Genomic DNA, 24,882 nt, shown 5'->3' on the forward strand with positions numbered 1-24,882 from the left:
GACGATGGTGCTCAACACGCAGCGCAAGGACAAGCTGGACGCGCTGGCGGACACGGCCTCCGACGCGGGTGTCAGCCTGGCAGCGTCCGCCTGGCGCAGGTTGCGGCGCAACCCGGTGTTCCTCGTGGGCGCGCTGGTCATCGTGGCGTTCGTGCTGCTGGCCCTGCTGGCTCCGCTGCTGGCGCCGCACGATCCGGCGCAGCGGCTGCTGGAATCGCAGGTCTCGCGCGCGGACAACACGATTCCGCCCGCGCAGCCCGGGTTCCCGCTCGGCGGTGACCAGTACGGCCGGGACCTGCTGTCCCGGATCCTGCTGGGGTCGCAGCAGACGCTGCTGGTCGCGGTGCTGGCGACGGTGATCGGGCTCGGCGGCGGTCTCGTCCTCGGTCTGCTCGCGGGCGCGTTCGGCGGCTGGGTGGACGCGCTGGTCATGCGGATCGCCGACGTGATGCTGTCGGTCCCCTCGCTCCTGCTGGCGGTGTCGATCGGCGCGCTGTTCGCCGAGCAGACCCAGTTCACCGTGATCCTCGCGGTGGCGATCGTGCAGGTCCCCATCTTCGGGCGGTTGCTGCGCGGCACGATGCTGGCGCAACGGGCCAGCGACCACGTGCTGGCGGCGCGGGCGCTCGGGGTGAAGGAGAGCGCGATCGTGTTCCGGCACATGCTCCCCAACGCACTCGGGCCGGTGATCGTGCAGGCCACGCTGGTGCTGGCGGTGGCCATCATCGACGCGGCGGCGCTGTCCTTCCTCGGACTGGGCGCCGCGGACGACTCGGTTCCGGAGTGGGGCCAGATGCTCGGCGGCGCGCAGAACATCATCGATTCGCATCCGCAGCTGGCGTTCTGGCCCGCGGGGTGCATCATCCTGGTCGCCTTCGGGTTCACGCTGGTCGGCGAGTCGTTGCGCGACGCGCTCGATCCCAAGCGGCGCCGGTAAGGGGAGATGGCAATGGCACTGCTGGAAGTTCGCGACCTCTCCGTGGTCTTCGCCCGCAAGGGCGAGCCGCCGGTGACCGCGGTCGACGGGATCTCCTTCGACGTCGAGCCGGGCAAGACCGTCGGCCTGGTCGGGGAGTCCGGCTGCGGCAAGTCGGTGACCTCGCTGGCGATCATGGGACTGCTGCCCTCGCGCGGCGCGGAGGTCTCCGGTTCGGTGTCCTTCGACGGGGCGGACCTGCTGCGACTGCCCAAGAAGGAGCTCGACGCCCGGCGCGGCAAGGACCTGAGCATGGTGTTCCAGGACCCGCTGACCTCGCTGAACCCGGTCGTTCCCATCGGGTTGCAGGTCTCCGAGGTCATCGAGCGGCACCGGGGTCTGCCTCGCAAGGAGGCGATGCCCGAGGCCGAGGAGCTGCTGCGCAAGGTGGGCATCCCGGACCCGAACCGCAGGCTGAAGGAATACCCGCACCAGCTCTCCGGCGGGATGCGGCAGCGGGCGCTGATCGCGATGGCGCTGGCCTGCAAGCCGCGGCTGCTCATCGCCGACGAACCGACCACGGCCCTGGACGTGACGATCCAGGCGCAGATCCTCAAGCTGCTCTCGGAACTGGTCGCCGAGACCGACACCGCGCTGATCATGATCACGCACGACCTGGGCGTGGTGGCCGGCCTGTGCGACGAGGTGAACGTGCTCTACGCGGGGCGCGTGGTGGAACGGGCGGCCAGGCACGAGCTGTTCGCCCGGCCCAAGCACCCCTACACCTCGGGTCTGCTCGCCTCGATCCCGAGGCTGGATTCCCCTCGTGGGCAACGGCTTTCGCCGATCTCCGGCTCGGTGGCCGACAACATCCCGTGGGACACCGGCTGCGCGTTCTGCCCGCGCTGCCCCAACGCCACCGAGATCTGCGAGCGCGAAACCCCCGAGGTGAGCATCGACGTCGGCGCGCGCCTGCTGCGCTGCCACAACCCGGTCCGCGAACCGATCACGAAGAGCGTGGAGGCGTCATGAGCGAAAATTGCGGGCTCGTCGCTCATGTGAGTCGACCGGGTGCGGGTGTCCCGCAGGACGGAGGGGCGTCATGAGCGAGAACGTGACGAACACCGACGACGTGCTCGTCGAGCTCGACGACGTGAAGGTGCACTTCCCGATCAAGAAGGGCGTGGTGCTGGACCGGACGGTCGGCCACGTCTTCGCGGTCGACGGGGTGTCGCTGATCATCCGCCGCGGTGAGACCTACGGTCTGGTCGGGGAGTCCGGCTGCGGCAAGTCGACGCTGGGCCGGGCGGTGCTGCGGCTGGAGCAGCCCACCGGCGGCAAGGTCGTCTTCTCCGGGACCGACCTGTCGGGCATGAAGGGCGAGAAGCTGCGCAGGATGCGGCAGCGGATGCAGATGGTCTTCCAGGACCCGCTGTCCTCGCTCGATCCGCGCCAGTCGGTGGAATCGCTGCTGGTGGAGGGGATGCGCGCGCACGGCATGGCCGGCGACAAGGCGTCCACCGACAAGCGGCTGCGCGAGTTGCTCGACGCCGTCGGGTTGCCGCCGACCGCGCTGCGCAAGTACCCGCACGAGTTCTCCGGCGGGCAGCGGCAGCGCATCGGCATCGCCCGCGCGCTGTCAGTGGGACCGGAGCTGGTGGTGGCCGACGAGCCGGTGTCGGCGCTGGACGTCTCGGTGCAGGCCCAGGTGCTGAACCTGCTGGAGGACCTGCAGGAGGAGTTCGGCCTGACCTACCTGGTGATCGCGCACGACCTCGCCGTGGTGCGCCACATCGCCGACCGGGTGGGCGTGATGTACCTGGGCGGGATCGTCGAGGAGTCCGCGTCGGACGACCTCTACGCGGAACCGCTGCACCCGTACTCCAAGGCGTTGCTCTCGGCTGTTCCGGTGCCGGACCCGCAGGTCGAGGACGGCCGCGAGCAGATCCTGCTCTCGGGTGACCTGCCCTCGCCCGCGAACCCTCCGTCGGGCTGCCGCTTCCACACCCGCTGTCCGTGGCGGCAGGAGGAGCGCTGCGACACCGAGCGCCCCGCCCTCCGCGAGCTCGCGACCGGTCACCGGGTCGCCTGCCACTACGCCGAGCAGATCCGCGACGGCGAGATCCAGCCTCACCAAGTCGGTCCGGAGGCGGTGGACCTGGTCCCGTCGAACTCGTGACCTGGTGGGTGGGGTGGGGAAGTTTTCATGAAAACTTCCCCACCCCACCTAACCCGTTCCCCCGAGGCCTGCGTCCACATAGGATGCCCGGCTGGGGAAGGGAGTTCGCGCGTGAGGTACAGCAGCGCGCTCAGGTGCTCGGCGTGCGAGCATCGGGCGATTCTGGACGAAGCCATCGCCGCCCGGCTGGTCGCCGAGTCCCACGAGGCCTTGGTGCTCTTCGACTGCCCGGTCGGCAACGGCGTGCACGTCCGCAACCCGGATTTCGAGAAGGGCCCGGTGAGCTGACGAGGGTGCTCACGCGGGCACCGGTTCCAGCGTCGACGGGCGCCGGGCGAGGCGCATGCTGCCCAGCAGCACGCCGGTGACCACGACCGCCCCCGCGGCGAGTTCGAAGGGGTGCGGCTGCTCGCCGAGGATCAGCCACGCCGTGCTGAACCCGACGACCGGCACCAGCAGGGAGAAGGGCGCGACGGTGCTGGCCGGGTACTTGCTGAGCAACGTCGTCCACAGGCCGGATCCGACGACCGTGGCCAGCAGCGACGTGTAGGCCAGTCCGGCGAGCGCGGAGGGCCCGGTCGGTGATTCCAGGACCGTGGCGACGGCGCTCCACCCGGTCGTCGGCCCCTCGAACAGCGCGGACGCCGCGAACATCGGCAGCGGCGGGACGATCGCGATCCACAGCGACAGGTGCAGCGGGTTCGGCGCCTCGGCCTTGCGGCTGCACAGGTTGCCCAGCGCCCACGAGAACGCCCCGCACAAGGTGATCAGCATCGGCAGCAGCGTCGCGGTCTGCGAGCGGTGCCAGCCGATGGCGACCATGCCCAGCACCGCCGTGGTGATGCCCAGCAGCTGCACCCCGGTGATCTTCTCCCGCAGCAGCAGCGCTCCCAGGGCGACGGTGAACGGCGCCGACCCCTGCTGCACCAGCGAGGCGAGCCCGGTGGGCATGCCGATCTTCATCGCGACGAACAGGAACGCGAACTGCAGGGTCCCGAAGAACAGGCCGTAGCCGATCAGCCAGCGCCACCTCACCTTCGGGCGGGGCACGAAGAGCAGGATCGGTAGCAGCACCGCGAAGCGCAGTCCGGCGAAGAAGAACGGCGGGAAGTGCTCCAGCCCCTGGTCGAGCGCGATGAAGTTGCCGCCCCAGAACACTGCGACGACCACCGCCAGGAGGCGATCTCGTGCGGTCATACCGGTCAGCCTGCTGTCCGCGTCTGTGAAGGACAAGCGAAGCTATCTGCACGTAGTGTGTAGGATTCCTCTATGGACGTTCGCAGGCTGAGACTCCTGCGCGAACTGGCTGATCGCGGCACGGTCACCGCGGTCGCCCACGCCCTGTCCTACACGCCCTCCTCGGTGTCCCAGCAGATCCGGGCCCTGCAGGCGGAGGTCGGGGTGCGGCTCACCGAGCCGGCCGGGCGCGGGCTGCGGCTCACCGACGCCGGCTGGGCGCTGGCGACCCGGGCGGACGAGGTGCTGGCCTCGCTGGACCGCGCCGAGGCCGAGCTCGACTCCTACCGCTCGTCGCCGCGCGGTGTCGTGCGCGTGGCGATGTTCCCGTCCGGCGCGTTCCTGCTGCTCCCCGGTGTGCTGCAGCGCATCGCCGAGCACCCGGACGTCCGGCTGGAGGCCCGCGACGTCGACATGATCCCCTCCGAGGTCTCCCGCCTGACAGCCGATTTCGACCTCGTCGTGACGCACCGGGACGACCAGGCCCCGCCGCACGAGGGCGACCGGGTCTCGGTGACACCGCTGCTGCGCGAGCCGCTGGACGTGGCGATGCCGCTGGGCCACCCGTTGGCGGACCGGGAACGCGTCGAGCTCACCGAGCTGGTCGGCGAACCGTGGCTGAGCGTGGACATCGGCTTCCCGGTCGACGACGTGCTGCGCTCGCTGGCCGTGCGCACCGGGGTGCGGCCGACCGTCGTCCAGCGCATCAACGACTTCCGCGTCACCGAAGCGCTCGTCGCCGCAGGTCACGGGATCGCGCTGCTGCCGAGGTACACGATCAACAGCAACCACCTGGTGATGCGCCCGCTGGCCGGCGTCCGGGCGGGCCGCAACATCGAGGTCGTCTCCCGCAAGGGCGCCACCGAACGCCCGGCCGTCCAGGTCGCCCTCGACGCGCTCACCGCCGAAGCGCGCGCCCGGACGGAGGCGAACTCACCGGGGTGAGTTCGCGGCGGCCCACCGGCAGATGGCCGCCAGCTCGTCGCCGTGCAGCGCGACGGTGTCGTCCACGACGCCGACGACCGGCAGGTGACCTTCGCGCACGACGTCCGGCGGTCTCGGGATGTAGCCCTTCTCGTGCACGCCCGTGCTGCCGCGTCCCGGGGTGCCCTCGGCCAGGTGCCCGGTCGTGCGGGCGTAGCGCGACAGGACGCGGGGAGCGCGCAGATCGCGGTCGGTGCCGAACCACTGCTGGCTCAGCGGGAACAGCGCGCTCAGCGCGTCCCACCAGCCCTCGGCGGCCAGCACCAGGCCGGGGTGGCGGTGGTGGAGCTCCTCGACCAGCAGCCGGTAGCCGTCGAACACGTCGTGGCGGGGATCGTTGAAGTAGTAGCCCACGGTGTCCAGGAACGCGGCGTCGACGCCGAACTCCTCGACAAGAGCGGAGATCGATTCGACCAGGTGCGCGCGGAACCCGGGTTCGGCCGGGTTGAGGAAGACCTGGTCGCCCTCGCCCGCGCGGTCGGAGTCCCAGTCGGGGCGGTTGAGCAGCTCGACGTACCGGTCGGTGTCGTTGCGCATCACCGCCCGCTCCCAGTCCGGGTACTGCGTCACGTTGGCCCCGTGCCCGCCGAACATCGGCATCAACCGGAACCCCAGCTCGTGCGCGGTGCGGACCAGCTCGGCGAACCCGTCCGCTCCGCCGAGGTCCTCTCCCGGCCGGTAGCGCGGGTAGGCGTAGTAGTAGCGGCCCTCCCAGCCGGGCAGGTACGCGAGCACCCGGTGCGGGTCGATGTGCTGGGCGATGAACCGCAGGGCCTCGCCCATCTGCGAGAACGTGTTGAACACGTAGCCGGTCCAGTGCTGGCCGTGCAGCGTGACGACCAGCGAGGTGTCGCGCAGCCAGTCCGGCACGTCCGGGCGGGACTCCCACGGCACCAGCCCGTGCGCCGCCTCGACGAACCGCAGGTGCTCGTCCAGGTCCTGATCGACCGAGCCGGCGTTCGCGCGCAGCCGGATCTCCGGGACCTGGCAGGTGGTCCCGCGCGCCGAGGCCGCGGGCACGTGCAGCAGCTCCACGACCGGTTCGGGGGAGTGCGCGGGCTGGTGGACGTGCAGGACGTGCCTGCGAACCGAGGGGTCCCGCACGCTCAGCGTCGAGCAGTCGGTCTCGGTGCCGACCGCGACCCACGGCGTCGCCCACTCCGGGCCCGGGTGCTCCAGCTGGAACCGCTCGTGGTGAGCGTGCGAGCGGCCGGTGTTGGCCGTCCACCAGCCGGCGCTGAGCTGCTCCTGCGGCAGGCCGCGCAGCATCAGCTTGACGGCCTTGATCGGCTCGGCGTGCCGCGCGGTGATGGACCAGGTCAGGACGCCGTCGGAGAGGGAGACCTCGATCTCGACCTCACCGGCGTCGACGGTCCGCTGCTGGCCGAGCGAGGCGTAGCCGGTGCGCAGGTGCACGCGGTCCGCCTCGACGAGCGGGTCGGCCGGCCGGAGGCCGTAGCCGTTGTCGGTGGTGAACACCTGCGCAGACCAGGTCAGCGCAGCGCCGGGCACCGGGAACCGCGGATCCCGTGGGTCGAAGCTGAGGTCCGCGTCGATGAGGCTCATCGCGGCACCGAGGTGTAGCCGATCGCCTTCTCCACCAGGTAGGCGAGGCTGTCCGCCTCCTCGGCGGTGAAGATCAAGGTGTCGCCCGGGGGCAGCACGACTCCGACGCGATCGCCCATGACCAGCACGGTCACGTTCCCGCTGCCGTTGGTCGTGGCGCACTCGATGCGCCAGCGCAGCTGCTCCGTCGGATCCTCGGTCGGCCACATAGCCACATCACTGAACCGTGCGAACCGTCGAACATCAAGTTCCGTGGACCGTTCGAGTGACGGATGGGGGCCGGAAGAAGGCCGGGAGGAATAGAAGAGGAGAAGCGGCTATGCCCCGACGTGTCCCCCGTCTCCGGCCGCTTCCCCTCAACTAGTTTTCCCCCAAGGGCGTCGCCTTCGTCCCTGCGACGTGAGTCCATAGTGCCCGGTGCCGGCCTGGCGCAATACCAACTTTGGTCTAGTCGGTTACCCCGAAATCGAGTGACCGACGTCCCTCCAGTCCTGGTTCGTGGGGTGGGGAAGTTTTCATGAAAACTTCCCCACCCCACGAACCGTCCTCTGCCCTGCCCTGGGTCTTCCCGTCCTGCCCTGTCGCTCCTTGTCCTGCCCTGTTGCTTCCTGTTGCCCGAGTTGTGCCCGTGACCGGCGATTTTCGGTCACCCGGTCCCCGGCGGCGAGCGTGTCGCAGTCCGTACCCTTGCAGGAGCCGAACTGCGCTGCCGACGACCAGAACGGATGTCCATGATCGAGTGGCTGAACACGATCCCGTCCGGGGTGATCTACCTGGTGGTCGCGGGGGTCATCGGACTGGAGAGCGTGGGGATCCCGCTACCCGGTGAGATCTTGCTGGTCAGCTCGGGTGTCGCCGCGTCGCACGGGGTGATCAACCCGGTGCTGCTGGCCACCTTCGCGGCGACGGGCGCGATCATCGGCGACTCGATCGGTTACGCCGTCGGCAAGCGCTTCGGCCGCAAGCTGCTGACCTGGCTGGGCACGAAGCTGCCGAAGCACTTCGGCCCCAAGCCGCTGGCCCAGGCGGAGAGGCTCTTCGATCGCTGGGGAGCCTGGACCGTCTTCGGTGGCCGGTTCGTGGCGATCCTGCGCATCCTCGCCGGGCCGCTCGCGGGCAGCCTCGGCATGCCCTACCGCAAGTTCCTGCTGGCCAACGCGACCGGCGGCATCGCGTGGGCGGGCCTGGTGACCGCCCTGTCCTACGGGTTCGGCCTGGTCGCGGGGCAGTGGTTCCACCGCTTCTCGTGGATCGGTCTGGTCATCGCGGTCGCCTTCGCCTGGTGGAGCACCCGGATCATCCAGAAGCGCGTCGAGCGCGCCGAGGCCGAAGAACCGGAACCGGCCCAGTCCGCCTGACAGCACGCCGTCCCGACCCGGTTGAACGGGGAGCGAGCGACGTGGTTCGTGGGGTGGGGAAGTTTTCATGAAAACTTCCCCACCCCACGAACCGAGCGTCGCGTGAGGTCAGCGGGAGGCGCGGTTGGCGGCTGAGACGACCGCGTTGAGCATCGCCGCGATGGTCGAGGTGTCCACGCCGACGCCCCAGAAGACGTCGTCGCCCACGGCGCACTCCAGGTAGGCGGCTGCGCGCGCGTCGTCACCCGAGGTGAGCGCGTGCTGGTGGTAGTCCAGGACGCGGATGTCGTAGCCGACCGTGCTCAGGGCGTCGACGAACGCCGACACCGGGCCGTTGCCGCGACCGGTGACCTCGCGCTGCTCGCCGTCCACGACCACCGTGGCGGTGACCGACTCGTCGCCGGACTCGCCGGACGAGCTCTGCCGGACCAGGTGCAGCGGTGCGTCGGCCTCCAGGTACTCGGCGGAGAACGCCGTCCACATGTCGGCCGGGCTGACCTCGCCGCCCTCGCCGTCGGTGTGCGCCTGCACCGCCTTGGAGAACTCGATCTGGAGCTTGCGCGGCAGCTCCAGCTGGTGCTCGGTCTTCATCACGTAGGCCACGCCGCCCTTGCCGGACTGCGAGTTGACCCGGATGACGGCCTCGTAGCTGCGGCCCACGTCCTTGGGGTCGATGGGCAGGTACGGAACCTCCCACGGGTGCTCGTCGACCGGGGTGCCGGCCTTCCCGGCCTCCGCGCGCAGCGCGTCCAGCCCCTTGTTGATGGCGTCCTGGTGGCTGCCGGAGAACGCGGTGTAGACGAGCTCGCCGCCCCACGGGTGGCGCTCGCCGACCGGCAGCTGGTTGCAGTGCTCGACGGTGCGCTTGACGTAGTCGATGTCGGAGAAGTCGATCTGCGGGTCGATGCCCTGGCTGAACAGGTTCATGCCCAGCGCGACCAGGTCGACGTTGCCGGTGCGCTCACCGTTGCCGAACAGGCAGCCCTCGATGCGGTCGGCGCCGGCCTGGTAGCCCAGCTCAGCTGCGGCGATGCCGGTTCCGCGGTCGTTGTGCGGGTGCAGCGACAGCAGCACCGAGTCCCGGCGGGCCAGGTTGCGGTGCATCCACTCGATGGAGTCGGCGTAGACGTTGGGGGTGGCCATCTCGACGGTCGCGGGCAGGTTCAGGATGACCGGCCGCTCCGGGGTGGGCTGCCAGATCTCGGTGACCGCGTCGCAGACCTCGACGGCGTAGTCCAGCTCGGTCCCGGTGTAGGACTCCGGCGAGTACTGGAAGCGGAAGTCGGTGTCCGGGTACTTGCCCGCCATCTCCAGGGCCAGCTCGGCGCCCATCTTGGCGATCTTCTTGATGCCCTCGCGCTCCTCGCGGAACACCACGCGGCGCTGCAGGATCGACGTCGAGTTGTAGATGTGCACGACGGCCTTCGCCACGCCCTCCAGGGCCTGGAAGGTGCGCTCGATCAGCTCCGGGCGGCACTGGGTCAGCACCTGGATGCGCACGTCGTCGGGTACCGCGCCGTCTTCGATGATCTCGCGGACGAAGTCGAAGTCGGTCTGGCTGGCGGCCGGGAACCCGACCTCGATCTCCTTGTAGCCCATCTGCACGAGCAGCTCGAACATGCGTCGCTTGCGCGCGGGGGACATCGGATCGATCAGCGCCTGGTTGCCGTCGCGCAGGTCGACCGCGCACCACAGCGGCGCGCGCTCGATGCGCTTGTCCGGCCAGGTGCGATCCGGCAGCGACACGTCTTCGACGAGCTCGTGGAAGGGCTTGTACCGGTGGAAGGGCATCGAGCTGCCCTGCTGGGGATTCCACGACGGTTGATCGGCCGGGGCGGCCTTGGCTGGCTTGCGCACGCGACCTGCGAAGGGAGCCTGCGGGTCGGGGGTGTTGCTGCTCATGAGAGACGTTCTCCTGATCGCTTACCGGGTCTCGGGCTTGGCTGGAGACCGGCGCGTTCGTACCCCGCGACGAGGGGCCGGTCTAGGAGACCCCGTCGCGGCGGCGAAGCAGGAGAACGCGAGCCACGGAGCAAGGCTAACCGCAACGGGGCCCTGCAGTGCAAGCCGCCTTCCCAGATCGTGAGAGCGACCGGTGTTTCGGCGGCCGAAGAACCTTGCCGAATTCACCGGTTCTCGTGCAACACTGTGATCGTGACTGAGGATGTTCGTGCGGGCGCCCACGAGGGCGGAGTTCGGCGCGCTGACCTGCGACGAGGCTGGAGCCGCTTCGTCGACGTGCTGATCCAGGTGGTGCGCTGGGCGGGTCTGGTGTGCGCCGCGCTGCTGGCGATCCATGTGATCCTCACCATCGGCAACGCGAACCCGGACAACGGCATCACCCAGTTCGTCGCCTCCGTCGCCGATCCGCTGGCCCTGGGCTTCCAGGACCTGTTCACCCCGGAGGACCCGCAGCTGGCGGTGCTGCTCAACTACGGGATCGCCGCGCTGTTCTGGCTGATCATCACCTCGATCGCCAGGCGAATCCTCGTCGCCCTGCGCTGAGCCCTCGGAGACCTCCGCGGGTCAGCCGATCTCGTGGAGGGTGGCGTGCAGCCGCTCCGCGGCCTGCCAGACGTCCACGTAGCTGAGCCAGGTCGGCGCGAAGTTGAAGCGCAGCAGTCCGGGTTCGGCGTACTCGACCAGCACGCTGCGGTCCGACAGCAGGTCGGCGATCCGCTGCGCCTGCTCGTGCCGGAGGCAGACCTGTGCGCCGCGTTGCTCGTCGGCGGCGCGCACCTCGATCGCGGCCTCCGGGCAGAACTCGGTGATGCGCTCCAGGAACAGCCCCACGAGTCCCGCCGTCTTCGCCGCGAGCTCACCGACCGGGACGCCGTCGAGGATGGCCAGCACGTCGCGCAGCTCGGTCGCCGCGAGGGTCGCGGCCGGGCCGGCGAATCCCTCCGCCAGCGGATGCCGCAGGCCACCGGTCGGCGACGACTCGAGGTGCCGTTCGGCCACGAAGCCGAACGACGGAGCGGTCGCGCTGCCGCCGAGGTACTTGTGCCCGCAGCCGATGGCGAAGTCCGCGTTCCAGCCGTGCAGGTCCACGTCCAGCGCTCCGGCCGAGTGGCTGAGGTCCCAGAGGGTCAGCGCGCCTGCGCGGTGGATCTGCGCGGTGATCGATTCAGCGTCGCGCACGGCGCCGGATCGCAGGTCGACGTGCGACAGCGCGACCACGGCCACGTGGCCCATCGGCAGCGCGGCGAGGCCTTCGACGCCGTCGATCAGCTGCAACCGGCCACCGATGTGGTCGGCGGCGGACTGGGCGAGGCAGCGGTCGGTGGCGAAGCAGTCGCGCCCGACGGCGAGAACCGGTCGTCCCCTCCGGCGCTTGGCCGCGGCGACCAGGGCCTTGAACAGGTTGATCGAGGTGGACTCGGCGATGGTGAGCTCGCCGGCGGCCGAGCCGACCAGCGGGGCCAGCGCATCGGCGGCGAGCCGTGCTTCGCGGGCCCAGTCCGGCTCGCCGGAGGTGCGGCCGCTGCGCGGTTCCCAGCGGTGCTGGACGAACCGGCGCAGGCGCGCGGGGGAGGTGCGGGGCATCGGCCCGCCGCTGTGGCCGTCCAGGCGGATGACTCCGGGAACGAGGTCGTAGCGCAGGCGCAGTCCGGCTAGCGCGTCGGCGTCGTCGAGCGCTTCCGCAGGAGTCCTGATACTCGTCCACACGAGTGAAGTCTTACCTCATGTAGGAACCACATGTAACCGATGCGGTGATCATTTGCGGAAAATGGAAGTGGACCTCGGGCGACCGGACCACTCGTATGGTCCGTTCAGAGCTGCTGCGTCGCGGTGAGTGACGGTTTGCGCCGGTCCGGGCCCGGGTTCGGATGATTCATCCGCGGTTCACCAGGCCTGTGCCGCGCATTCACGGCAGGTCTTCGCCGAGTTCGCCAGCGCCGAGTGCGCCGCGAGAGTGCCGGCGGTGATGAGCAGCAGCAGCGCCCAGTTGTCGGTCAGCGGCAAGGCGGTGGCCAGGGCGATCGTGGTCAGCGGCATCGCGATGCTCGCGGCGGTGCCCGTCCAGGCCATGACCATCGGGAGGCCGTCGGGCACCGAGAGCCGCCGGGTGATCAGCAGCGCGGCGCAGCCCATCACCGCGGCGGTGCCCGCGATGGCGGCGAGCAGCTGCGCGGTCTGCGAGGGAGGGATCCCCTGGTCCCGGCCGATCGTCCAGGTCAGGCGCCAGCAGCCGAGCAGCACCGGCACCGTCACCAGCAGCGCGAACGCGGTGTGGCGGGTCTGGGCGACGGTCAGCTCCCGCTGGCAGCTGGGCGCGACCTCGGCGGGCGTGCCGAACTCGCGCACCGCTTCCCGCGCGGCGGCCTCGGGCGGCAGCCCGGCGTCCAGGCGTGCGTCGACGGTGTCGGCCAGTCCGTCGCGGATCTCCCGGATCATGCGCGCCTTGACGCGCGCGGGTCCGCGCAGGTCGGCTTCGAGCTCGTCGACGTAGCTCTGGATCGGGTTCACGCCTTGCTCCCGGGGTTGAGCACGGCGCCGATGGCGGCGGTGAAGGCCCGCCAGTCGGCGCGTTCCCCGTCCAGGCTGCGCCTGCCGGAGTCGGTGAGCCGGTAGCAACGCCGACGACGTCGTTCGCCGACCGATTCCCAGCTGCTGGCGAGCAGTCCGAGCCGTTCGAGCCGCTTGAGCGCGGGGTAGATCGTCCCGGTGCGCAGTTCGAGCGCTCCGCCGCTGCGGCTCATGACCGAGGTGATGATCGCGTAGCCGTGCAGCGGTCCGGGTTCGAGCACGGCGAGCAGCAGTCCGTCCAGGTGTCCTCGCACCGCGTCCGCCTTCATGCGGCTCATCCTAACGGGTAAGTAGATGGCAAATGCATTGCCTGGGTATATATTGGTTGACAACTTATTGGGAGCCTCCGGAGGTCCTTCGATGACCGCGCTGCTGCTGTCCGTCCACGTCCTGGCCGCGATCGTGCTGATCGGGCCGATCGCGGTCGCCGCTTCGCTCTTCCCGCGCTACGCCCGCTCCGAACCGGACTCGGGCGCACCTCGGCTGCTGCACCGGATCTGCCGGGGCTACGCGCTGGCCGGGCTCGCGGTCCCGGTGTTCGGCCTGGCCACCGCGCTGCAGATGGGCGTCCTGGCCGACCCGTGGCTGCTGATCTCGATCGCGCTGACGCTGATCGCGGCCGGGCTGCTGGCGCTGGTGATCCTCCCCGCGCAGTCCGCGATGCTCACCGAGCCCGTCGCGGCGACCGCCAAGCGGCTGACCACGACCACCGGGATCTTCAACCTGATCTGGGCCGCCGTGGTCGTCCTCATGATCGTGCGCCCCGGCTCCTCCACGGGGGTCTGACCGTGCGCGCGCTCCAGATCGCCGCGATCGCGGAAGCCCTGACCCTCGCGCTGCTGCTGGTCAACCTGGTCACGATCCACGTGCCGGCGATCAGCTCGCTGCTGGGCCCGCTGCACGGCACGGCCTACCTGATCACGATCGCCACGGCCCTCACCGCGATCCCGACCCGAGCCCGCTGGCTCGCCCTCATCCCGGGAGTCGGAGGAGTCCTGGCCCTCTCGCGCCGCCCGGCTGAGGGGTGATTGCGGTCTCGCGTTGCTTGGCGGTGCGGGTGGCGGAGCCTCACACGCCGTCTGGACTCCGTGCGCCGCTCCTGATGTCTTCCGGCTACCCCAGGGGTGGACATCGGCGTCGCGGCGTACTCGCCAGACGACGTGTGAGAAATCCCCGCGGGGGAAGGCCACAGCGGTGCCGGCTGAGTCCCACACCTGAGGCAACGGCTCCGCCGCATTCTGAAACGACTCCTGAGTGAGGGGTCCGAATTTCGCGCGAAGTTCGAATGCCCCTGCGGGAGGTGCTGGTCAGAAGCGGGGAGTGCCCCAGGCGTCGGTGAAGACGAGGTCGCCGAGCGGCTTGCGGGAGCGGGGCCGGAGCTCCTTCTCGACGAGCCGTTCCGGCATGTCGTCGAGGTCGCCGAGATCGCCGATGGCGATCGCGACCAGCGGTTCGAAGTCGTCCGGGATCGCGAACTCCACGCGGGCCGCCGCGCGGTCGAACCCGGCCATCTGGTGCGCGTGGAAGCCCTCGGCGACGGCCTGCAGGACGAGGTTCTGCGCGGCCAGGCCCAGCCCGTACTCGCCGTAGGGCATCGGCTCGCCGTCCTCGTTGACCGACTGCGCGACGCCGATCGCCAGGGCTGCCGCGTCGCCCGCCCAGCCCTTGTTCCCCCGGGAAAGAGTGCCGTGGATGCGGTCGAAGGCCGGTTCACCTCGCCGGGCGGCGATGAACCGCGCGGGCTGCGTGTTGCCCCAGGACGGAGCCCACCTGGCCGCCTCGAACAGCGCGGTGAACTGCGCGTCGTCGATCGTCGCCGAGGGGTCCAGCGCGCGCGGGCTCCAGCGCTCGGCCAGCAGCGGGTGCAGCGGGACTGAGGAGTCCGCCGTCTTGTCCGGTCCGGTCACCACAACCTCCAGAGTCGTTCCGCGAGCCCGTCTCAGATGGCGTAGTCCCAGGCCGTCAGCGAGTAGGCGCCGAGCCAGGAGCCGAAGAACACGAGCAGAACCGCCGTCGTCACGGCCGTCGCCGGAGTCCGCTTGCTCAGCCCGATCGCCACCGGGATGAGCAGTGGGAACGCAGGCAACATCAACCGCACCTTGGAGTACATCAGCCCGTCCGAGCCGAGGTCCAGCACCAGGACCGCCGCGGCGAACAGCACCAGCGGCCAGGGCAGCCGGTGCCACACGCACAGCGCCAGCAGCACGATCGCGGCCAGCACCACCCAGACAGTGAAGGTCTCGAAGACCGACTTGTCCTCGGTCAGCGCCTCCACCACGAACTGCGCGGTCTTGGCGCCGCCGTCGAACGCGGACGACCAGCCGCGCGCCTGCAGCTCGAAGTAGCCGGTGAGCTTGTGGGTCTGCAGCCCGACCCAGCCGATGTAGGCGAGCATCCCCATCGGGGCCACCAGGACCGCCACCCACGGCCGCCAGGAGTCCTTGCGCTGCACGATCGCGATCACCGCGGCCAGCCCGACCACGCCGATCAGCGCGGCGGCGGTCGGCCGGATCAGGCCGGCGGCGGTGCAGCAGAGCCCGGCCAGCGGCCAGTTGCGCTCGACCACGCCGATCAGCGCCCAGATGGACAGCGCGCAGAACAGGGCCTCCGAGTAGGCCATCGACAGCACGACCGACATGGGGGCCGCGGCGAACAGCACCACCAGCAGCAGACCGACCCGGCGCGTCCCGCCGAGCCGTTCACCCAGCCGCGCCAGGCCGTAGGCGGCGACCACGCCGCAGATCAGGCTCGCGATGATCGCCGCGCCGAGGGTGGTCACGCCGGGGAGCAGCGCGACGGCCATGATCAGCAGCGGATATCCGGGGAAGAAGGCCAGCGGGGTTTCCGGGTTCCGGTTCCCGAAGCCGTCCACCATGCTCCGGTTCACGCCGCCGTAACCGTGGGCCGCGATCTCGGTGTACCACTGCCCGTCCCAGGCGTTGAGGTTGTCCAGCAGCGAGTCGTCGTTGACCGCGGAGAGCCAGGACAGGACCAGCAGTCCCACGAGGCGGATTGCGAGGTAGACCACAGCCGGGGTCAGCGCGATGATCAAACGGCGTTGCTGCGGAGTGCCGAGCGACGCGCGACCGGTCGTCGTCGAGGTCTGCTGTTTCCGCTGCGTAGCAGCAGTGTTTCCGGTATCCCCCAGGGGTGGTTCCAGCGCGCCTCGCGTGGTGGACAACCCTACGCTCCGCTCTTGTCGACAATCGCGTCCAACAGGGTAGACGTGACGTTCGTGATTGGGGTTCACCCCCGGTGGTCGGTAGGCTATTCCGGCAGCGGAGCGACCTGGTAGAAGGCCGTTTCGGCCGTTCGCGGCCGACGCTGCCTCCCACCGGTCGCGGGGCGGAGGGCGCATCCCACACCGGGTGTCCCGATGCTCTTCGTCCACCCGGTGTCAGCGCGGGGACAACCCGTGCCCGGGACGGCCGCAGCGGTCGAGGAGGTTTGTTTCACGTGGCGCTCGTCGTCCAGAAGTACGGCGGTTCCTCACTCGAGAGTGCTGATCGCATCAAGCGGGTTGCCGAACGCATCGTCGAGACCCGCAAGGCGGGCAACGACGTCGTGGTCGTCTGCTCCGCGATGGGTGACACCACTGACGAGCTGCTCGACCTCGCCAAACAGGTCAACCCGGCACCGCCGGAGCGGGAACTCGACATGCTGCTGACCGCGGGGGAGAGGATCTCCAACGCGCTGGTCGCGATGGCTGTCGAGTCGCTCGGCGTGGAAGCCCAGTCGTTCACCGGCTCGCAGGCCGGCATGGTCACCACCTCGGCGCACCAGAACGCCCGGATCGTCGACGTCACGCCCGGCCGCATCCAGGAGGCGCTGGCCGAGGGCCAGGTCGCGCTCGTCGCCGGGTTCCAGGGCGTTTCGCAGGACACCAAGGACATCACCACGCTGGGTCGTGGCGGTTCGGACACCACCGCGGTCGCGGTGGCCGCCGCCATGAACGCCGACGTGTGCGAGATCTACACCGACGTGGACGGCGTCTACACGGCTGATCCGCGCATCGTGCCCGACGCGAAGCACCTCGACCACATCACCTTCGAGGAGATGCTGGAGATGGCTGCCACCGGCGCGAAGGTGCTGCACCTGCGCGCGGTGGAGTACGCCCGCCGCTACGGCGTGCCGCTGCACGTCCGCTCGTCTTACTCGCCCAAGCCCGGCACGACAGTGTCCGGTTCAGTGGAGGACCTTTCCGTGGAACAGGCGATGATCACCGGCGTCTCGCACGACCGGTCGGAGGCCAAGGTCACCGTGCGCGGTGTGCCGGACAACCCGGGCGTCGCGGGCCGCATCTTCCGCGTGGTCGCCGACGCCGAGATCGACATCGACATGGTGCTGCAGAACGTCTCCGGCACCGCGTCCGGCAAGACCGACATCACCTTCACCGTGGCGCGCAGCAACGGTGAGCTCGCCGTCGCCGAGCTGGAGAAGATCTCCTCCGAGGTCGGTTTCGAGGAGGTCGTCTACGACGACCAGGTCGGCAAGGTTTCGCTGGTCGGCGCGGGCATGCGCTCGCACCCCGGCGTGACGGCGACCTTCTGCGAGGCGCTGTCCAACGCCGGCGTGAACATCAACATCATCAACACCTCGGAGATCCGCATCTCGGTGCTGATCCAGGACACCCAGCTCGACACCGCCGTGAGCGCGCTGCACTCGGCGTTCGGGCTCGGCGGCGACGAGGAAGCGGTCGTGTACGCGGGGAGTGGTCGCTGATGAGTTCCGGTCCCACGCTCGCGATCGTCGGCGCGACCGGTGCCGTCGGCACCGTCATGATCGACATCATCAACAACCGCGGCTCGGTGCCGTGGGGCGAGATCCGGCTGATCGCCTCGCCGCGCTCGGCGGGCAAGAAGATCACCGTCCGCGGTGAGGACAACACCGTGGTCGCCCTGGCCCCGGAGGCGTTCGACGGCGTGGACATCGCGCTGTTCGACGTGCCGGACGAGGTCTCCGCCGAGTGGGCCCCGGTGGCCGCCTCGCGCGGTGCCGTCGCCGTGGACAACTCCGGCGCCTTCCGGATGGACCCCGAGGTTCCGCTGGTGGTGCCCGAGGTCAACCCGGAGAAGGTGCACGAGCGCCCCAAGGGCATCATCGCCAACCCCAACTGCACGACTCTGTCGATGATGGCCGCGCTGGGTGCGCTGCACCGCGAGTTCGGCCTGCGCGAACTGGTCGTCTCCTCCTACCAGGCCGCTTCCGGCGCTGGTCAGGACGGCATCGACCGGCTCTACGCGGAGCTCGAAGCGGTGGCGGGCAAGCAGGTCGGCGTCCGCGGCGGCGACGTCGCCGCCGCCCTGGCCGCGGCGGGTCTGTCCGCCGAGACCCCGTTCAAGGCGCCGCTGGCGCTCAACGTGGTCCCGTGGGCGGGTTCGCGCAAGGACGACGGCTGGACCTCCGAGGAGCTCAAGGTCCGCAACGAGTCCCGCAAGATCCTGGGCATCCCGGAGCTGAAGGTCTCTGCGACCTGCGTCCGCGTCCCGGTGCTGACCACGCACTCGCTGGCGGTGCACGCCACCTTCGAGCGCGAGGTGTCGGTGGAGAAGGCGCACAAGCTCTTCTCCGACCAGCCGACGATCGTGCTGGACGACGACCACGACAACGGCGTGTTCCCGACCCCGGCGGCCGTCGTCGGCGCCGACCCGACCCACGTCGGTCGCGTCCGCCAGGCGCTGGACTTCCCGAACACGCTGGACTTCTTCGTCTGCGGAGACAACCTCCGCAAGGGCGCGGCCCTCAACACCTACGAGATCGCCGAAACGCTCGCCAAGTGACCTGATCACCGGCACGACGAGGGCGCCTTCTCCCTGGCCACAGGGGGTGGGCGCCCTTATTGTTGCGGTGTGGTGGATTCGAGATCCACTCGAACCTGCGTTTGTCCTTCGTGGAGCTTGGAGCGCGTGATCGGCGCGGCTATTAGTGGAGGCATGTCCGTGATGACTTGGCCCGACCACCCGATGACCTTGGCGGAGTTCGACGAACTCCCCGAGGACAACTCGCGGCGCTACGAGCTCCAGGAAGGCGTCCTCCACGTGACCCCGAAAGCCGCTGGTTACCACCAGTTCGTCCTCACACGGCTCTCCGCTGTGCTCGACCGGATCTTGCCGGAGGGCTGGGCAGCGATCAGCGAGCCCGAAGTGGTGATCACCAGAACCTATCCGCCAACGGTCCGGATTCCGGACGTGATCGTGCTGAGCTTGGACCGGGTCCTGGAGCAGCCGACGCGGTTCCACGCCCAGGACGTCGCGCTCGCCGTCGAGGTCGTCTCCCCGGGTTCGCGGCGCGTCGACAACCTCGTCAAACGCGCCGAGTACGCCGAGGTGGGGATTCCGTTCTACTGGATTCTCAACATCACTGATCGGCCGAGACTCGTCGAACACCGCCTGATCGACGGCGTGTACAAGGAGACCTTTAACGGCACGGGCGTCTTCATGACGGAGCAGCCCTTCGACCTGCGGATCGATCTCGATGCGCTGGGCACGCGGATCGTGCCGAAGCGGGAGTGATCCTGGGCACCCCGCCTGGGCCGAACGGGTGCGATTCGGGCGGATAGGTTCGTGGCATGAGCTCTGTCCCGGTCGTGCTGGGTGTCGATCTCGGCACCACGGCTACCAAGGTCGTCGCCGCAGGCACCGATGCGCGGGTCCTGCACACCACCGAGCGCGGGTACCCGCTGCGCACCGACGAACCGGGTGAGGCCACCCAGGACGCCGCCGAAGTGCTGCGGGCCGCGATCGAGGCGCTGACCGAGTGCGTGGCGTGGGCGCGGGAGCAGGGGCACGAGGTCGCCGGGCTGTCGTTCAGCAGCGCGATGCACACCCTGGTCGGCCTGGACTCCCGGGGCGAGCCCGCCACGCGCGCGTTCAACTGGGCCGACATGCGGGCTTCCGAGGTCGCCGCGCGGCTGCGCGCCGAGCCGGAGACGTCCTCCGCGCTGCACCGGGCGACCGGAACTCCCGTGCACACCCAGTCGGTCATGGTGAAGCTGGCCTGGCTGACCTCGGGCGGGGGCGAGATCGGGGAGGTCGAACGCTGGTGCGCGCTCAAGGATTTCGTGGTCACCGCGTTCACCGGCGAGTTCGTCACCGAGCACTCGTTGAGCTCCGGCAGCGGTCTTCAGGACATGCAGTCGTTGACCTGGCACGAGCCCGCGCTGGAGGTCGCCGGGATCCGCGCCGAGCAGCTGCCCGAGCTCCGCGATCCGACCGCGTCCGTCCCGCTCGGATCGCAGGTCGCCGAGGCCGTCGGGCTCCCGGCAGGGCTGCCGGTGGTGCTCGGTGGCGGTGATGGTCCGCTGGCCAACCTCGGCGTGGGAGCGGTGTCTCCCGGCGTGGCCGCGCTGTCGCTGGGCACCAGCGGCGCGCTGCGCGTGACCAGGGAGAAGCCGGGCGTGGACGAGCGCTGCCGCACGTTCAGCTACGCGCTCGCCGACGGTCTGTGGGTGATCGGTGGCGCGGTGAGCAACGGTGCCGTCGTCGGCCAGTGGGCCGCGGAGGCGTTCGGCGTGGACGTCGCGGACCTGCTCGACGAAGCGGCCGGGGTCCCGGCGGGCGCTGAGGGCTTGATGGCCCTGCCGTACCTGCTCGGCGAGCGCGCTCCCTGGTGGGAACCGGGGTTGACCGGTGGTTTCCTCGGTCTTCGTCGTTCGCACGGTCGCGCCGAGATGACCCGCGCCGTCATCGAGGGAGTCGCCCAGCAGCTCGCCCTGGTCCGCGACGCGGTGATCGACACCGGCGCCGAAGTCCGCGCGGTCCGGGCGACCGGCGGTGGCTTCCGCAGCCCGGTCTGGGCCGGGACCATCGCCTCGGCCCTGAACATGGACGTCGACCTGGCCGAGGGCAGCGGAGGATCGGGTCTCGGCGCGGTCCTCCTCGCGTGGCGGGCCCTGGGGGAGATCGATTCGTTGGCGCACGCCGCCGAACTCGTCGCCGTGGATTCCCAGGTCGCGCCCGACCCCGAGGCCGCCGACCTGCTCGCACGCCGCAGGCCCCTCATCGACCGGCTCCACGAAACCCTCAGGGACCTCCCCCTCTAGGAGCTGTTGGGGGATTGTTTTGCGTGGCGGGTGGCGGAACCTGATGCATGCCGTGGGGGTGGGGAAGTTTTCATGAAAACTTCCCCACCCCCACGAACAGCCTCTAGGCCGCTGAGCCGGGGTCAGCCCCGGGAGTGCCGGCCCGAGGGCGTCGGGTCGACGTGGTGGGACGGCCCGTCGGGGTCCGGTTTGGCGTGGCTGCCCGTGGGCTGGTTGACGCTGGAGCGGGACCGGCCGGTCCGCTCGTCGGGCTCGGGGGCCCGGCGCCGACCTCCCGTGCTGGTCGCGCTGCTCGCCCCCTCGCGGAGGGCGCGGCGTCCGGTCGGGCGGTCGTGCTGCTGCAGGAACTGGGTGGCCGGGGTCCTGCTGGGGTCGTCCGCGCTGCGGGACGGGGTCGCCGACTCGGCGGCCTGGCGCGCCTGTTCCGCTTGCGCCGCTTTGCGGGCGCGTTCGGCTTCCTCGGCTTGGCGGGCTCGCTCGGCCTGACGGGCCTGCTCCGCTTGCGCCGCTTGGCGGGCGCGTTCGGCTTCTGCGGCCTGACGGGCTTGCTCGGTCTGGCGGGCGCGTTCGGCTTCCTCGGCTTGGCGGGCTCGCTCGGCTTCTGCGGCTCGGCGGGCTTCCTCGGCCTGACGGGCCTGCTCCGCCTCGGCGGCCTGACGGGCGCGCTCCGCCTCGGCCTGCTGCTGCGCCTGGGCCTGTTGCTGGGCCTGCTGACCTCGGTGAGCGGGCTGGGGCTGTCCCTGGTTCTGGATCTGGTGCAGGATCACGCGTTCCGCGCTGCGCAGGACGGTCCGGACGGCGTCGCGGTGGGTGCGGTCCAGCAGCGGGTTGACCGCCTGCTCGCGCCAGCGCGACAACGTGGTGGTGGCCTCGTCGGCGAGGTCGGCGCCCATCGCCGAGCCGTCCAGGCCGAGGCGGGCCTGCGGTGAGTGGCCCGAGGCGCCGAGCAGCCGCTTGGCCTCGGCCTGCAACGGGCGGGAGAAGCGGACCTGCCCCGAGTCCAGCGCTGACAGGACGCGCAGCTCGTTCCACTCGTGGGCGTTGCTGAGCACCCGCTCGAACTCGCCGAGCAGTTGCTGCACGCCGGGCCGCGGATTGGCGCGCAGCACCATGTCCACCGCCAGCAGCGCGGACCGGGCGCGCAGCGCGTCCTGGCGTTCCACGAACTGCGAGTGCACGGTCTCCTGGAGGGTGGTGAGCCCGCTGAGCTCCAGCAGTTCCTGCTGCAGCTTCTGCGCCGTGTCGGCGCCGCCGCGCAGCAGGTCCAACGAGCGCGCGATGCCGAAGTGGCCGAAGCGCTCCAGCAGCCGCTGCCGGATCTCCGAGGGCACGGCCTCCAGCCCGGCCTTGATGAACCGCTCCGCCGACAGCAGCAGCGTGTCCCGGTCGTTGTCGGACAGCCGGGCCAGGTAGGCGAGGACCTTGAAGTCGTCCTCGGTCATCGTCGACGACGCCTGGCCGAGCAGGCCCACCACCGGGATGAAGTGCTGCGCGAACGCGCTCAAGGTCGGGTCGGTGCGGTAGCGCTCGGCGATCCGCTGGGCCGCCGCGAGCGCGTCGCTGCCGCCGTCGCCGGTCTCGTCGGCGCGCGAGAACGCGACGACGGTGTTGATCGGGACGCAGCGCGCGGTCTGCAACTCGTTGACCGACTGCAGGAATTGCAGGTCGGTCTGCCGCGGGTAGCGGGTCAGGTAGAGCACGGCGTCGGACTCGGACAGGATCTGCGCGAGCGCCGAGCGACCGGTCTCCTGCACCGCGGCGGAGGCGACACCGGGCGTCTCGATCAGCGTGATGGCCTGCAGACCCGGGGTCGGGGACTCGATGACCAGCCGGGATACCTCGTCCGGGCGCCAGTGCTGCAGGTCCCGGATCGTCGTGGAGTCCAAAGTGGACACCGGGATGTTCTGCACCGCGCCGTGCGGCGTGTGCACCATGATCTTCGGTTCCGGGCCGTACTGGTAGAACGTCGTGACCTGAGTGCGCTCCTCGGCGTCGGTCGGGGCGAGGTCCGTGCCGATCAGAGCGTTGATCAGGGTCGACTTGCCCGATTTCACCCGCCCGCTCACCGCGATCCGCAGCGGTTGGTCGAGCCGTTCCAGCCGGTCGCGCAGCCACGTCGACGTGCGCGGGTCGTCGCGGTAGAACGTCATCGTCCGCAGCAACAGGCCCTTCGCCCGCTCCAGCAGTGCTTCTGCGCTCATGCGGCGGTGATCCGGTTCTGCGTCAGCTGGGTGACCCGCCTGCGCAGCACCGTGATCTCCTCCAGCTTCTGCTTGATCTCCCGCGCGCGCTGGTCGCGGTCGACCGCGCTGCGCTCGGCGGACCGCTTGATCGCCTGGATGGACTGGCTGATGTCCATCTGCGCGTCCTCGGTGATCCGGGTGAAGTGCTTGTGGAGAGTCTTGTGGATCGCGCGGATGGTGTCCTTCGAGTCCTTGTTGACCTGGAAGATCACCTGCTCGATGTGCCGCTGCACGTTGCTCCTGGCCTCGGTCTGGCGGCGGCGCAACCGCATGTCCTTCTCTTCCCTGAGGCTCTTGGCACCCAGCAGCACACCGGCCGAGATCGACACGACGTTCACCAGCGGCAGCGCTGCCGAGGTGATCAGCCCGAACATCAGCACGCCGCCGTAGGAACCGCGCAGACCGGTGAGGAGCTGGTCGAACTTCTTGTAGTCGGCGGCGGTGGGCACCTTCGGCCCGGGGATCTCGTCCAGCGGCTCGGGTACGAGCACCTGGTTCAGATCGGGCGGCCCGCTCTGCTGCTGCGGGGGCATCTGCTCGGCGACCGTCTCGGCGAGCCGCTGCTGGCGCTGCTCCAGCCAGCCGAAGGTCTCGCAAATCGCGTCGGTGAGCCGAGCCTGCAGCCACCGGGTGAAGTCGTCCCAGATCATCGCCGGGTCAGCGACCTCGAAGATCTCGTTGACCTCGTGCAGCACCGCCCAGGTGCGTTCGCGGAAGTCGTACTCGATGTCGGTGAACAGCTCGGAGATGCCGTCGTTGAGCGTCTTCTGCCAGTGCTGCGAAATGCGGCGCAGGTCCTCCGCCCTGCGCTGCGCGGTTTCCAGCTCGACCAGCGTTTCTGCTGCGGTGCGCGGGTTCTGCGCGGCGAGTTCGGCGCGCAGCGAATCGTTGATCTGCGTCAGCGCCTCGGAGACGTTGTGCGCCACCAGCCGTCGGGTGAACTGCTCGTGCTGGCCCGCGAGCTCGGTCTGCAGGAACTCCAGCAGCTGCGGGAAACCGGACTCGGCGTTGAGGTTGGTGTTGCGCGACTGCATCGCGCGCATCCGGATGTCGGCCGAGACCGGGAAGAGCTTCGCTGAGACGCCCGCGTTGCTCAGGTGCTTCCGGTTGACCTCCAGCACCTTCCGCCAGTGCGGGGTCCGGTCGATCTTGGGCATCACCAGCGCGATGTTCGGGCACAGCGCGGTGGCCTGCTTGAGGAACGCGAGCTCGTTGGTGGTCAGCTCCTGGGTCGAATCCGACACCATCAGCAGCGCGTCGGCCTCGGCGACCACGGAGAGTGTTGTGCTCGTGAGGAACGATGAGATGCTGCCCACACCTGGCGTGTCCATCAGCGCCAGACCGTTCTGCAGCACCGCGCGCGGGATGCCGATCTCGCCTCGGGTCACCGGTCGGCCGTTCGCGGCGGCGCGCTCCATGTGCTCGCGAACCTGGTCGATCGGCACCGGAGTGCGGTCCAGCGCCAGCGGCCCACGTGCGGGTTCTTGCTCGATCAGCTGCGCGGTGGGCTCGTCGGAATAGCGCACGAGCGTGGGCACCGTGGTGGTGACGTCGTCGCCGGACGGGCAGACGGGCGCGTTCACGACGGCGTTGACCAGCGCGGACTTTCCCTGCTTCGACTCGCCGACGACCAGCACCAGCTGGGTCGGGTCGAGCACTCTGGTCCTGATCTGGCGCAGGCGGCCGTGCAGATCGGCGCGCTGCTGCTCGGCGCACTCGGCAGTAGCGCGATCGATCAGTTCCACCAACGCCGTCTCGATCACGGCGGCCATTGTGTCGTGCCGGGGCGGTTAGAGAAACCCAATAGGTTGAACTCGCTTGGTTGTCGC

The 24,882-nt window shown here is 70.0% G+C and carries 24 protein-coding genes; 13 read left to right on the plus strand and 11 right to left on the minus strand.

What is annotated here, in order from left to right; translation table 11 throughout:
* Window positions 1-4: 4 nt before the first annotated feature.
* From ACYVF3_RS04365 to ACYVF3_RS04380, 4 genes are all read left to right on the plus strand, one after another.
* Window positions 5-937 carry an ABC transporter permease gene (locus ACYVF3_RS04365; RefSeq protein ID WP_461152959.1) on the plus strand — a complete coding sequence of 311 codons (933 nt, stop codon included), beginning with the start codon at window positions 5-7 and terminating at the stop codon, window positions 935-937.
* A gap of 12 nt (window positions 938-949) precedes the next feature.
* The gene (locus tag ACYVF3_RS04370) at window positions 950-1,948 is read left to right on the plus strand and encodes an ABC transporter ATP-binding protein (RefSeq protein WP_461152960.1); all 999 of its coding nucleotides are present in this window, start codon (window positions 950-952) and stop codon (window positions 1,946-1,948) included.
* A 70-nt stretch (window positions 1,949-2,018) separates the two neighbouring features.
* Window positions 2,019-3,095: an ABC transporter ATP-binding protein gene (locus ACYVF3_RS04375; protein ID WP_461152961.1), complete on the plus strand. Its 1,077-nt coding sequence runs from the start codon at window positions 2,019-2,021 to the stop codon at window positions 3,093-3,095.
* Window positions 3,096-3,206: 111 nt separating this feature from the next.
* The gene (locus tag ACYVF3_RS04380) at window positions 3,207-3,383 is read left to right on the plus strand and encodes a hypothetical protein (protein ID WP_461152962.1); all 177 of its coding nucleotides are present in this window, start codon (window positions 3,207-3,209) and stop codon (window positions 3,381-3,383) included.
* Between the two features lie 9 nt (window positions 3,384-3,392).
* Here the strand turns inward: ACYVF3_RS04380 and ACYVF3_RS04385 are convergent, their stop codons facing one another.
* Window positions 3,393-4,292 (minus strand): EamA family transporter, encoded by a 900-nt coding sequence (locus ACYVF3_RS04385; RefSeq protein WP_461152963.1) that lies wholly within the window; start codon window positions 4,290-4,292, stop codon window positions 3,393-3,395.
* A 72-nt stretch (window positions 4,293-4,364) separates the two neighbouring features.
* Between ACYVF3_RS04385 and ACYVF3_RS04390 the strand changes: the two genes are divergently transcribed.
* Window positions 4,365-5,276, plus strand: a complete 912-nt coding sequence (locus tag ACYVF3_RS04390) for a LysR family transcriptional regulator (RefSeq protein ID WP_461152964.1) — start codon at window positions 4,365-4,367, stop codon at window positions 5,274-5,276.
* On the opposite strand, the gene ACYVF3_RS04395 is transcribed toward ACYVF3_RS04390, so the two are convergent.
* On the minus strand, window positions 5,265-6,881 hold the full coding sequence (locus ACYVF3_RS04395; RefSeq protein WP_461152965.1) for an alpha-amylase family protein: 1,617 nt from the start codon (window positions 6,879-6,881) through the stop codon (window positions 5,265-5,267). The genes ACYVF3_RS04390 and ACYVF3_RS04395 overlap by 12 nt on opposite strands.
* Entirely contained in the window at window positions 6,878-7,090 is a 213-nt protein-coding gene (locus ACYVF3_RS04400; RefSeq protein WP_461152966.1) for a hypothetical protein, read from the minus strand. The genes ACYVF3_RS04395 and ACYVF3_RS04400 overlap by 4 nt, the downstream gene beginning before the upstream one ends.
* A gap of 516 nt (window positions 7,091-7,606) precedes the next feature.
* Here ACYVF3_RS04400 and ACYVF3_RS04405 point away from each other — a divergent pair.
* Window positions 7,607-8,239: a DedA family protein gene (locus ACYVF3_RS04405; protein WP_461152967.1), complete on the plus strand. Its 633-nt coding sequence runs from the start codon at window positions 7,607-7,609 to the stop codon at window positions 8,237-8,239.
* Between the two features lie 108 nt (window positions 8,240-8,347).
* Here the strand turns inward: ACYVF3_RS04405 and leuA are convergent, their stop codons facing one another.
* Complete coding sequence (leuA, locus tag ACYVF3_RS04410) at window positions 8,348-10,141, minus strand: 2-isopropylmalate synthase (protein ID WP_461152968.1); 1,794 nt, start codon at window positions 10,139-10,141, stop codon at window positions 8,348-8,350.
* Window positions 10,142-10,390: 249 nt separating this feature from the next.
* On the opposite strand from leuA, the gene ACYVF3_RS04415 reads away from it, so the two are divergent.
* A complete protein-coding gene (locus ACYVF3_RS04415) occupies window positions 10,391-10,744 on the plus strand; it encodes a hypothetical protein (RefSeq protein WP_425474155.1) in 354 nt (117 codons plus the stop codon).
* 21 nt (window positions 10,745-10,765) lie between these two features.
* Here ACYVF3_RS04415 and ACYVF3_RS04420 read toward each other — a convergent pair whose 3' ends face one another.
* The 3 genes from ACYVF3_RS04420 to ACYVF3_RS04430 all read right to left on the minus strand — a co-directional run bounded on the left by ACYVF3_RS04420 (window position 10,766) and on the right by ACYVF3_RS04430 (window position 13,038).
* Entirely contained in the window at window positions 10,766-11,908 is a 1,143-nt protein-coding gene (locus ACYVF3_RS04420; RefSeq protein WP_461152969.1) for an aminotransferase class V-fold PLP-dependent enzyme, read from the minus strand.
* Between the two features lie 177 nt (window positions 11,909-12,085).
* A complete protein-coding gene (locus tag ACYVF3_RS04425) occupies window positions 12,086-12,709 on the minus strand; it encodes a permease prefix domain 1-containing protein (RefSeq protein WP_461152970.1) in 624 nt (207 codons plus the stop codon).
* A complete protein-coding gene (locus tag ACYVF3_RS04430; protein WP_461152971.1) occupies window positions 12,706-13,038 on the minus strand; it encodes a PadR family transcriptional regulator in 333 nt (110 codons plus the stop codon). Before ACYVF3_RS04430 ends, ACYVF3_RS04425 begins: the two co-directional genes overlap by 4 nt.
* Window positions 13,039-13,129: 91 nt before the next feature.
* On the opposite strand from ACYVF3_RS04430, the gene ACYVF3_RS04435 reads away from it, so the two are divergent.
* Window positions 13,130-13,555 carry a hypothetical protein gene (locus ACYVF3_RS04435; RefSeq protein ID WP_461152972.1) on the plus strand — a complete coding sequence of 142 codons (426 nt, stop codon included), beginning with the start codon at window positions 13,130-13,132 and terminating at the stop codon, window positions 13,553-13,555.
* Window positions 13,556-13,557: 2 nt separating this feature from the next.
* Window positions 13,558-13,797, plus strand: a complete 240-nt coding sequence (locus ACYVF3_RS04440; protein ID WP_461152973.1) for a DUF3817 domain-containing protein — start codon at window positions 13,558-13,560, stop codon at window positions 13,795-13,797.
* Between the two features lie 279 nt (window positions 13,798-14,076).
* Here the strand turns inward: ACYVF3_RS04440 and ACYVF3_RS04445 are convergent, their stop codons facing one another.
* Together ACYVF3_RS04445 and ACYVF3_RS04450 are read right to left on the minus strand one after the other, a co-directional pair.
* Window positions 14,077-14,676 carry a nitroreductase family protein gene (locus ACYVF3_RS04445; RefSeq protein WP_461152974.1) on the minus strand — a complete coding sequence of 200 codons (600 nt, stop codon included), beginning with the start codon at window positions 14,674-14,676 and terminating at the stop codon, window positions 14,077-14,079.
* Between the two features lie 32 nt (window positions 14,677-14,708).
* Window positions 14,709-15,950 carry a hypothetical protein gene (locus tag ACYVF3_RS04450; protein ID WP_461152975.1) on the minus strand — a complete coding sequence of 414 codons (1,242 nt, stop codon included), beginning with the start codon at window positions 15,948-15,950 and terminating at the stop codon, window positions 14,709-14,711.
* 275 nt (window positions 15,951-16,225) lie between these two features.
* Between ACYVF3_RS04450 and ACYVF3_RS04455 the strand changes: the two genes are divergently transcribed.
* The 4 genes from ACYVF3_RS04455 to ACYVF3_RS04470 all read left to right on the plus strand — a co-directional run bounded on the left by ACYVF3_RS04455 (window position 16,226) and on the right by ACYVF3_RS04470 (window position 20,810).
* Window positions 16,226-17,491: an aspartate kinase gene (locus tag ACYVF3_RS04455; RefSeq protein ID WP_145740179.1), complete on the plus strand. Its 1,266-nt coding sequence runs from the start codon at window positions 16,226-16,228 to the stop codon at window positions 17,489-17,491.
* The gene (locus ACYVF3_RS04460; RefSeq protein WP_461152976.1) at window positions 17,491-18,549 is read left to right on the plus strand and encodes an aspartate-semialdehyde dehydrogenase; all 1,059 of its coding nucleotides are present in this window, start codon (window positions 17,491-17,493) and stop codon (window positions 18,547-18,549) included. Before ACYVF3_RS04455 ends, ACYVF3_RS04460 begins: the two co-directional genes overlap by 1 nt.
* A gap of 162 nt (window positions 18,550-18,711) precedes the next feature.
* Entirely contained in the window at window positions 18,712-19,281 is a 570-nt protein-coding gene (locus ACYVF3_RS04465) for a Uma2 family endonuclease (protein WP_461152977.1), read from the plus strand.
* Window positions 19,282-19,337: 56 nt separating this feature from the next.
* Complete coding sequence (locus ACYVF3_RS04470) at window positions 19,338-20,810, plus strand: gluconokinase (RefSeq protein WP_461152978.1); 1,473 nt, start codon at window positions 19,338-19,340, stop codon at window positions 20,808-20,810.
* A gap of 122 nt (window positions 20,811-20,932) precedes the next feature.
* Here the strand turns inward: ACYVF3_RS04470 and ACYVF3_RS04475 are convergent, their stop codons facing one another.
* Window positions 20,933-23,011: a dynamin family protein gene (locus ACYVF3_RS04475; RefSeq protein ID WP_461152979.1), complete on the minus strand. Its 2,079-nt coding sequence runs from the start codon at window positions 23,009-23,011 to the stop codon at window positions 20,933-20,935.
* On the minus strand, window positions 23,008-24,816 hold the full coding sequence (locus ACYVF3_RS04480; RefSeq protein WP_461152980.1) for a dynamin family protein: 1,809 nt from the start codon (window positions 24,814-24,816) through the stop codon (window positions 23,008-23,010). Before ACYVF3_RS04480 ends, ACYVF3_RS04475 begins: the two co-directional genes overlap by 4 nt.
* Window positions 24,817-24,882: the final 66 nt, after the last annotated feature.

The organism is Saccharopolyspora tripterygii (assembly GCF_054778355.1).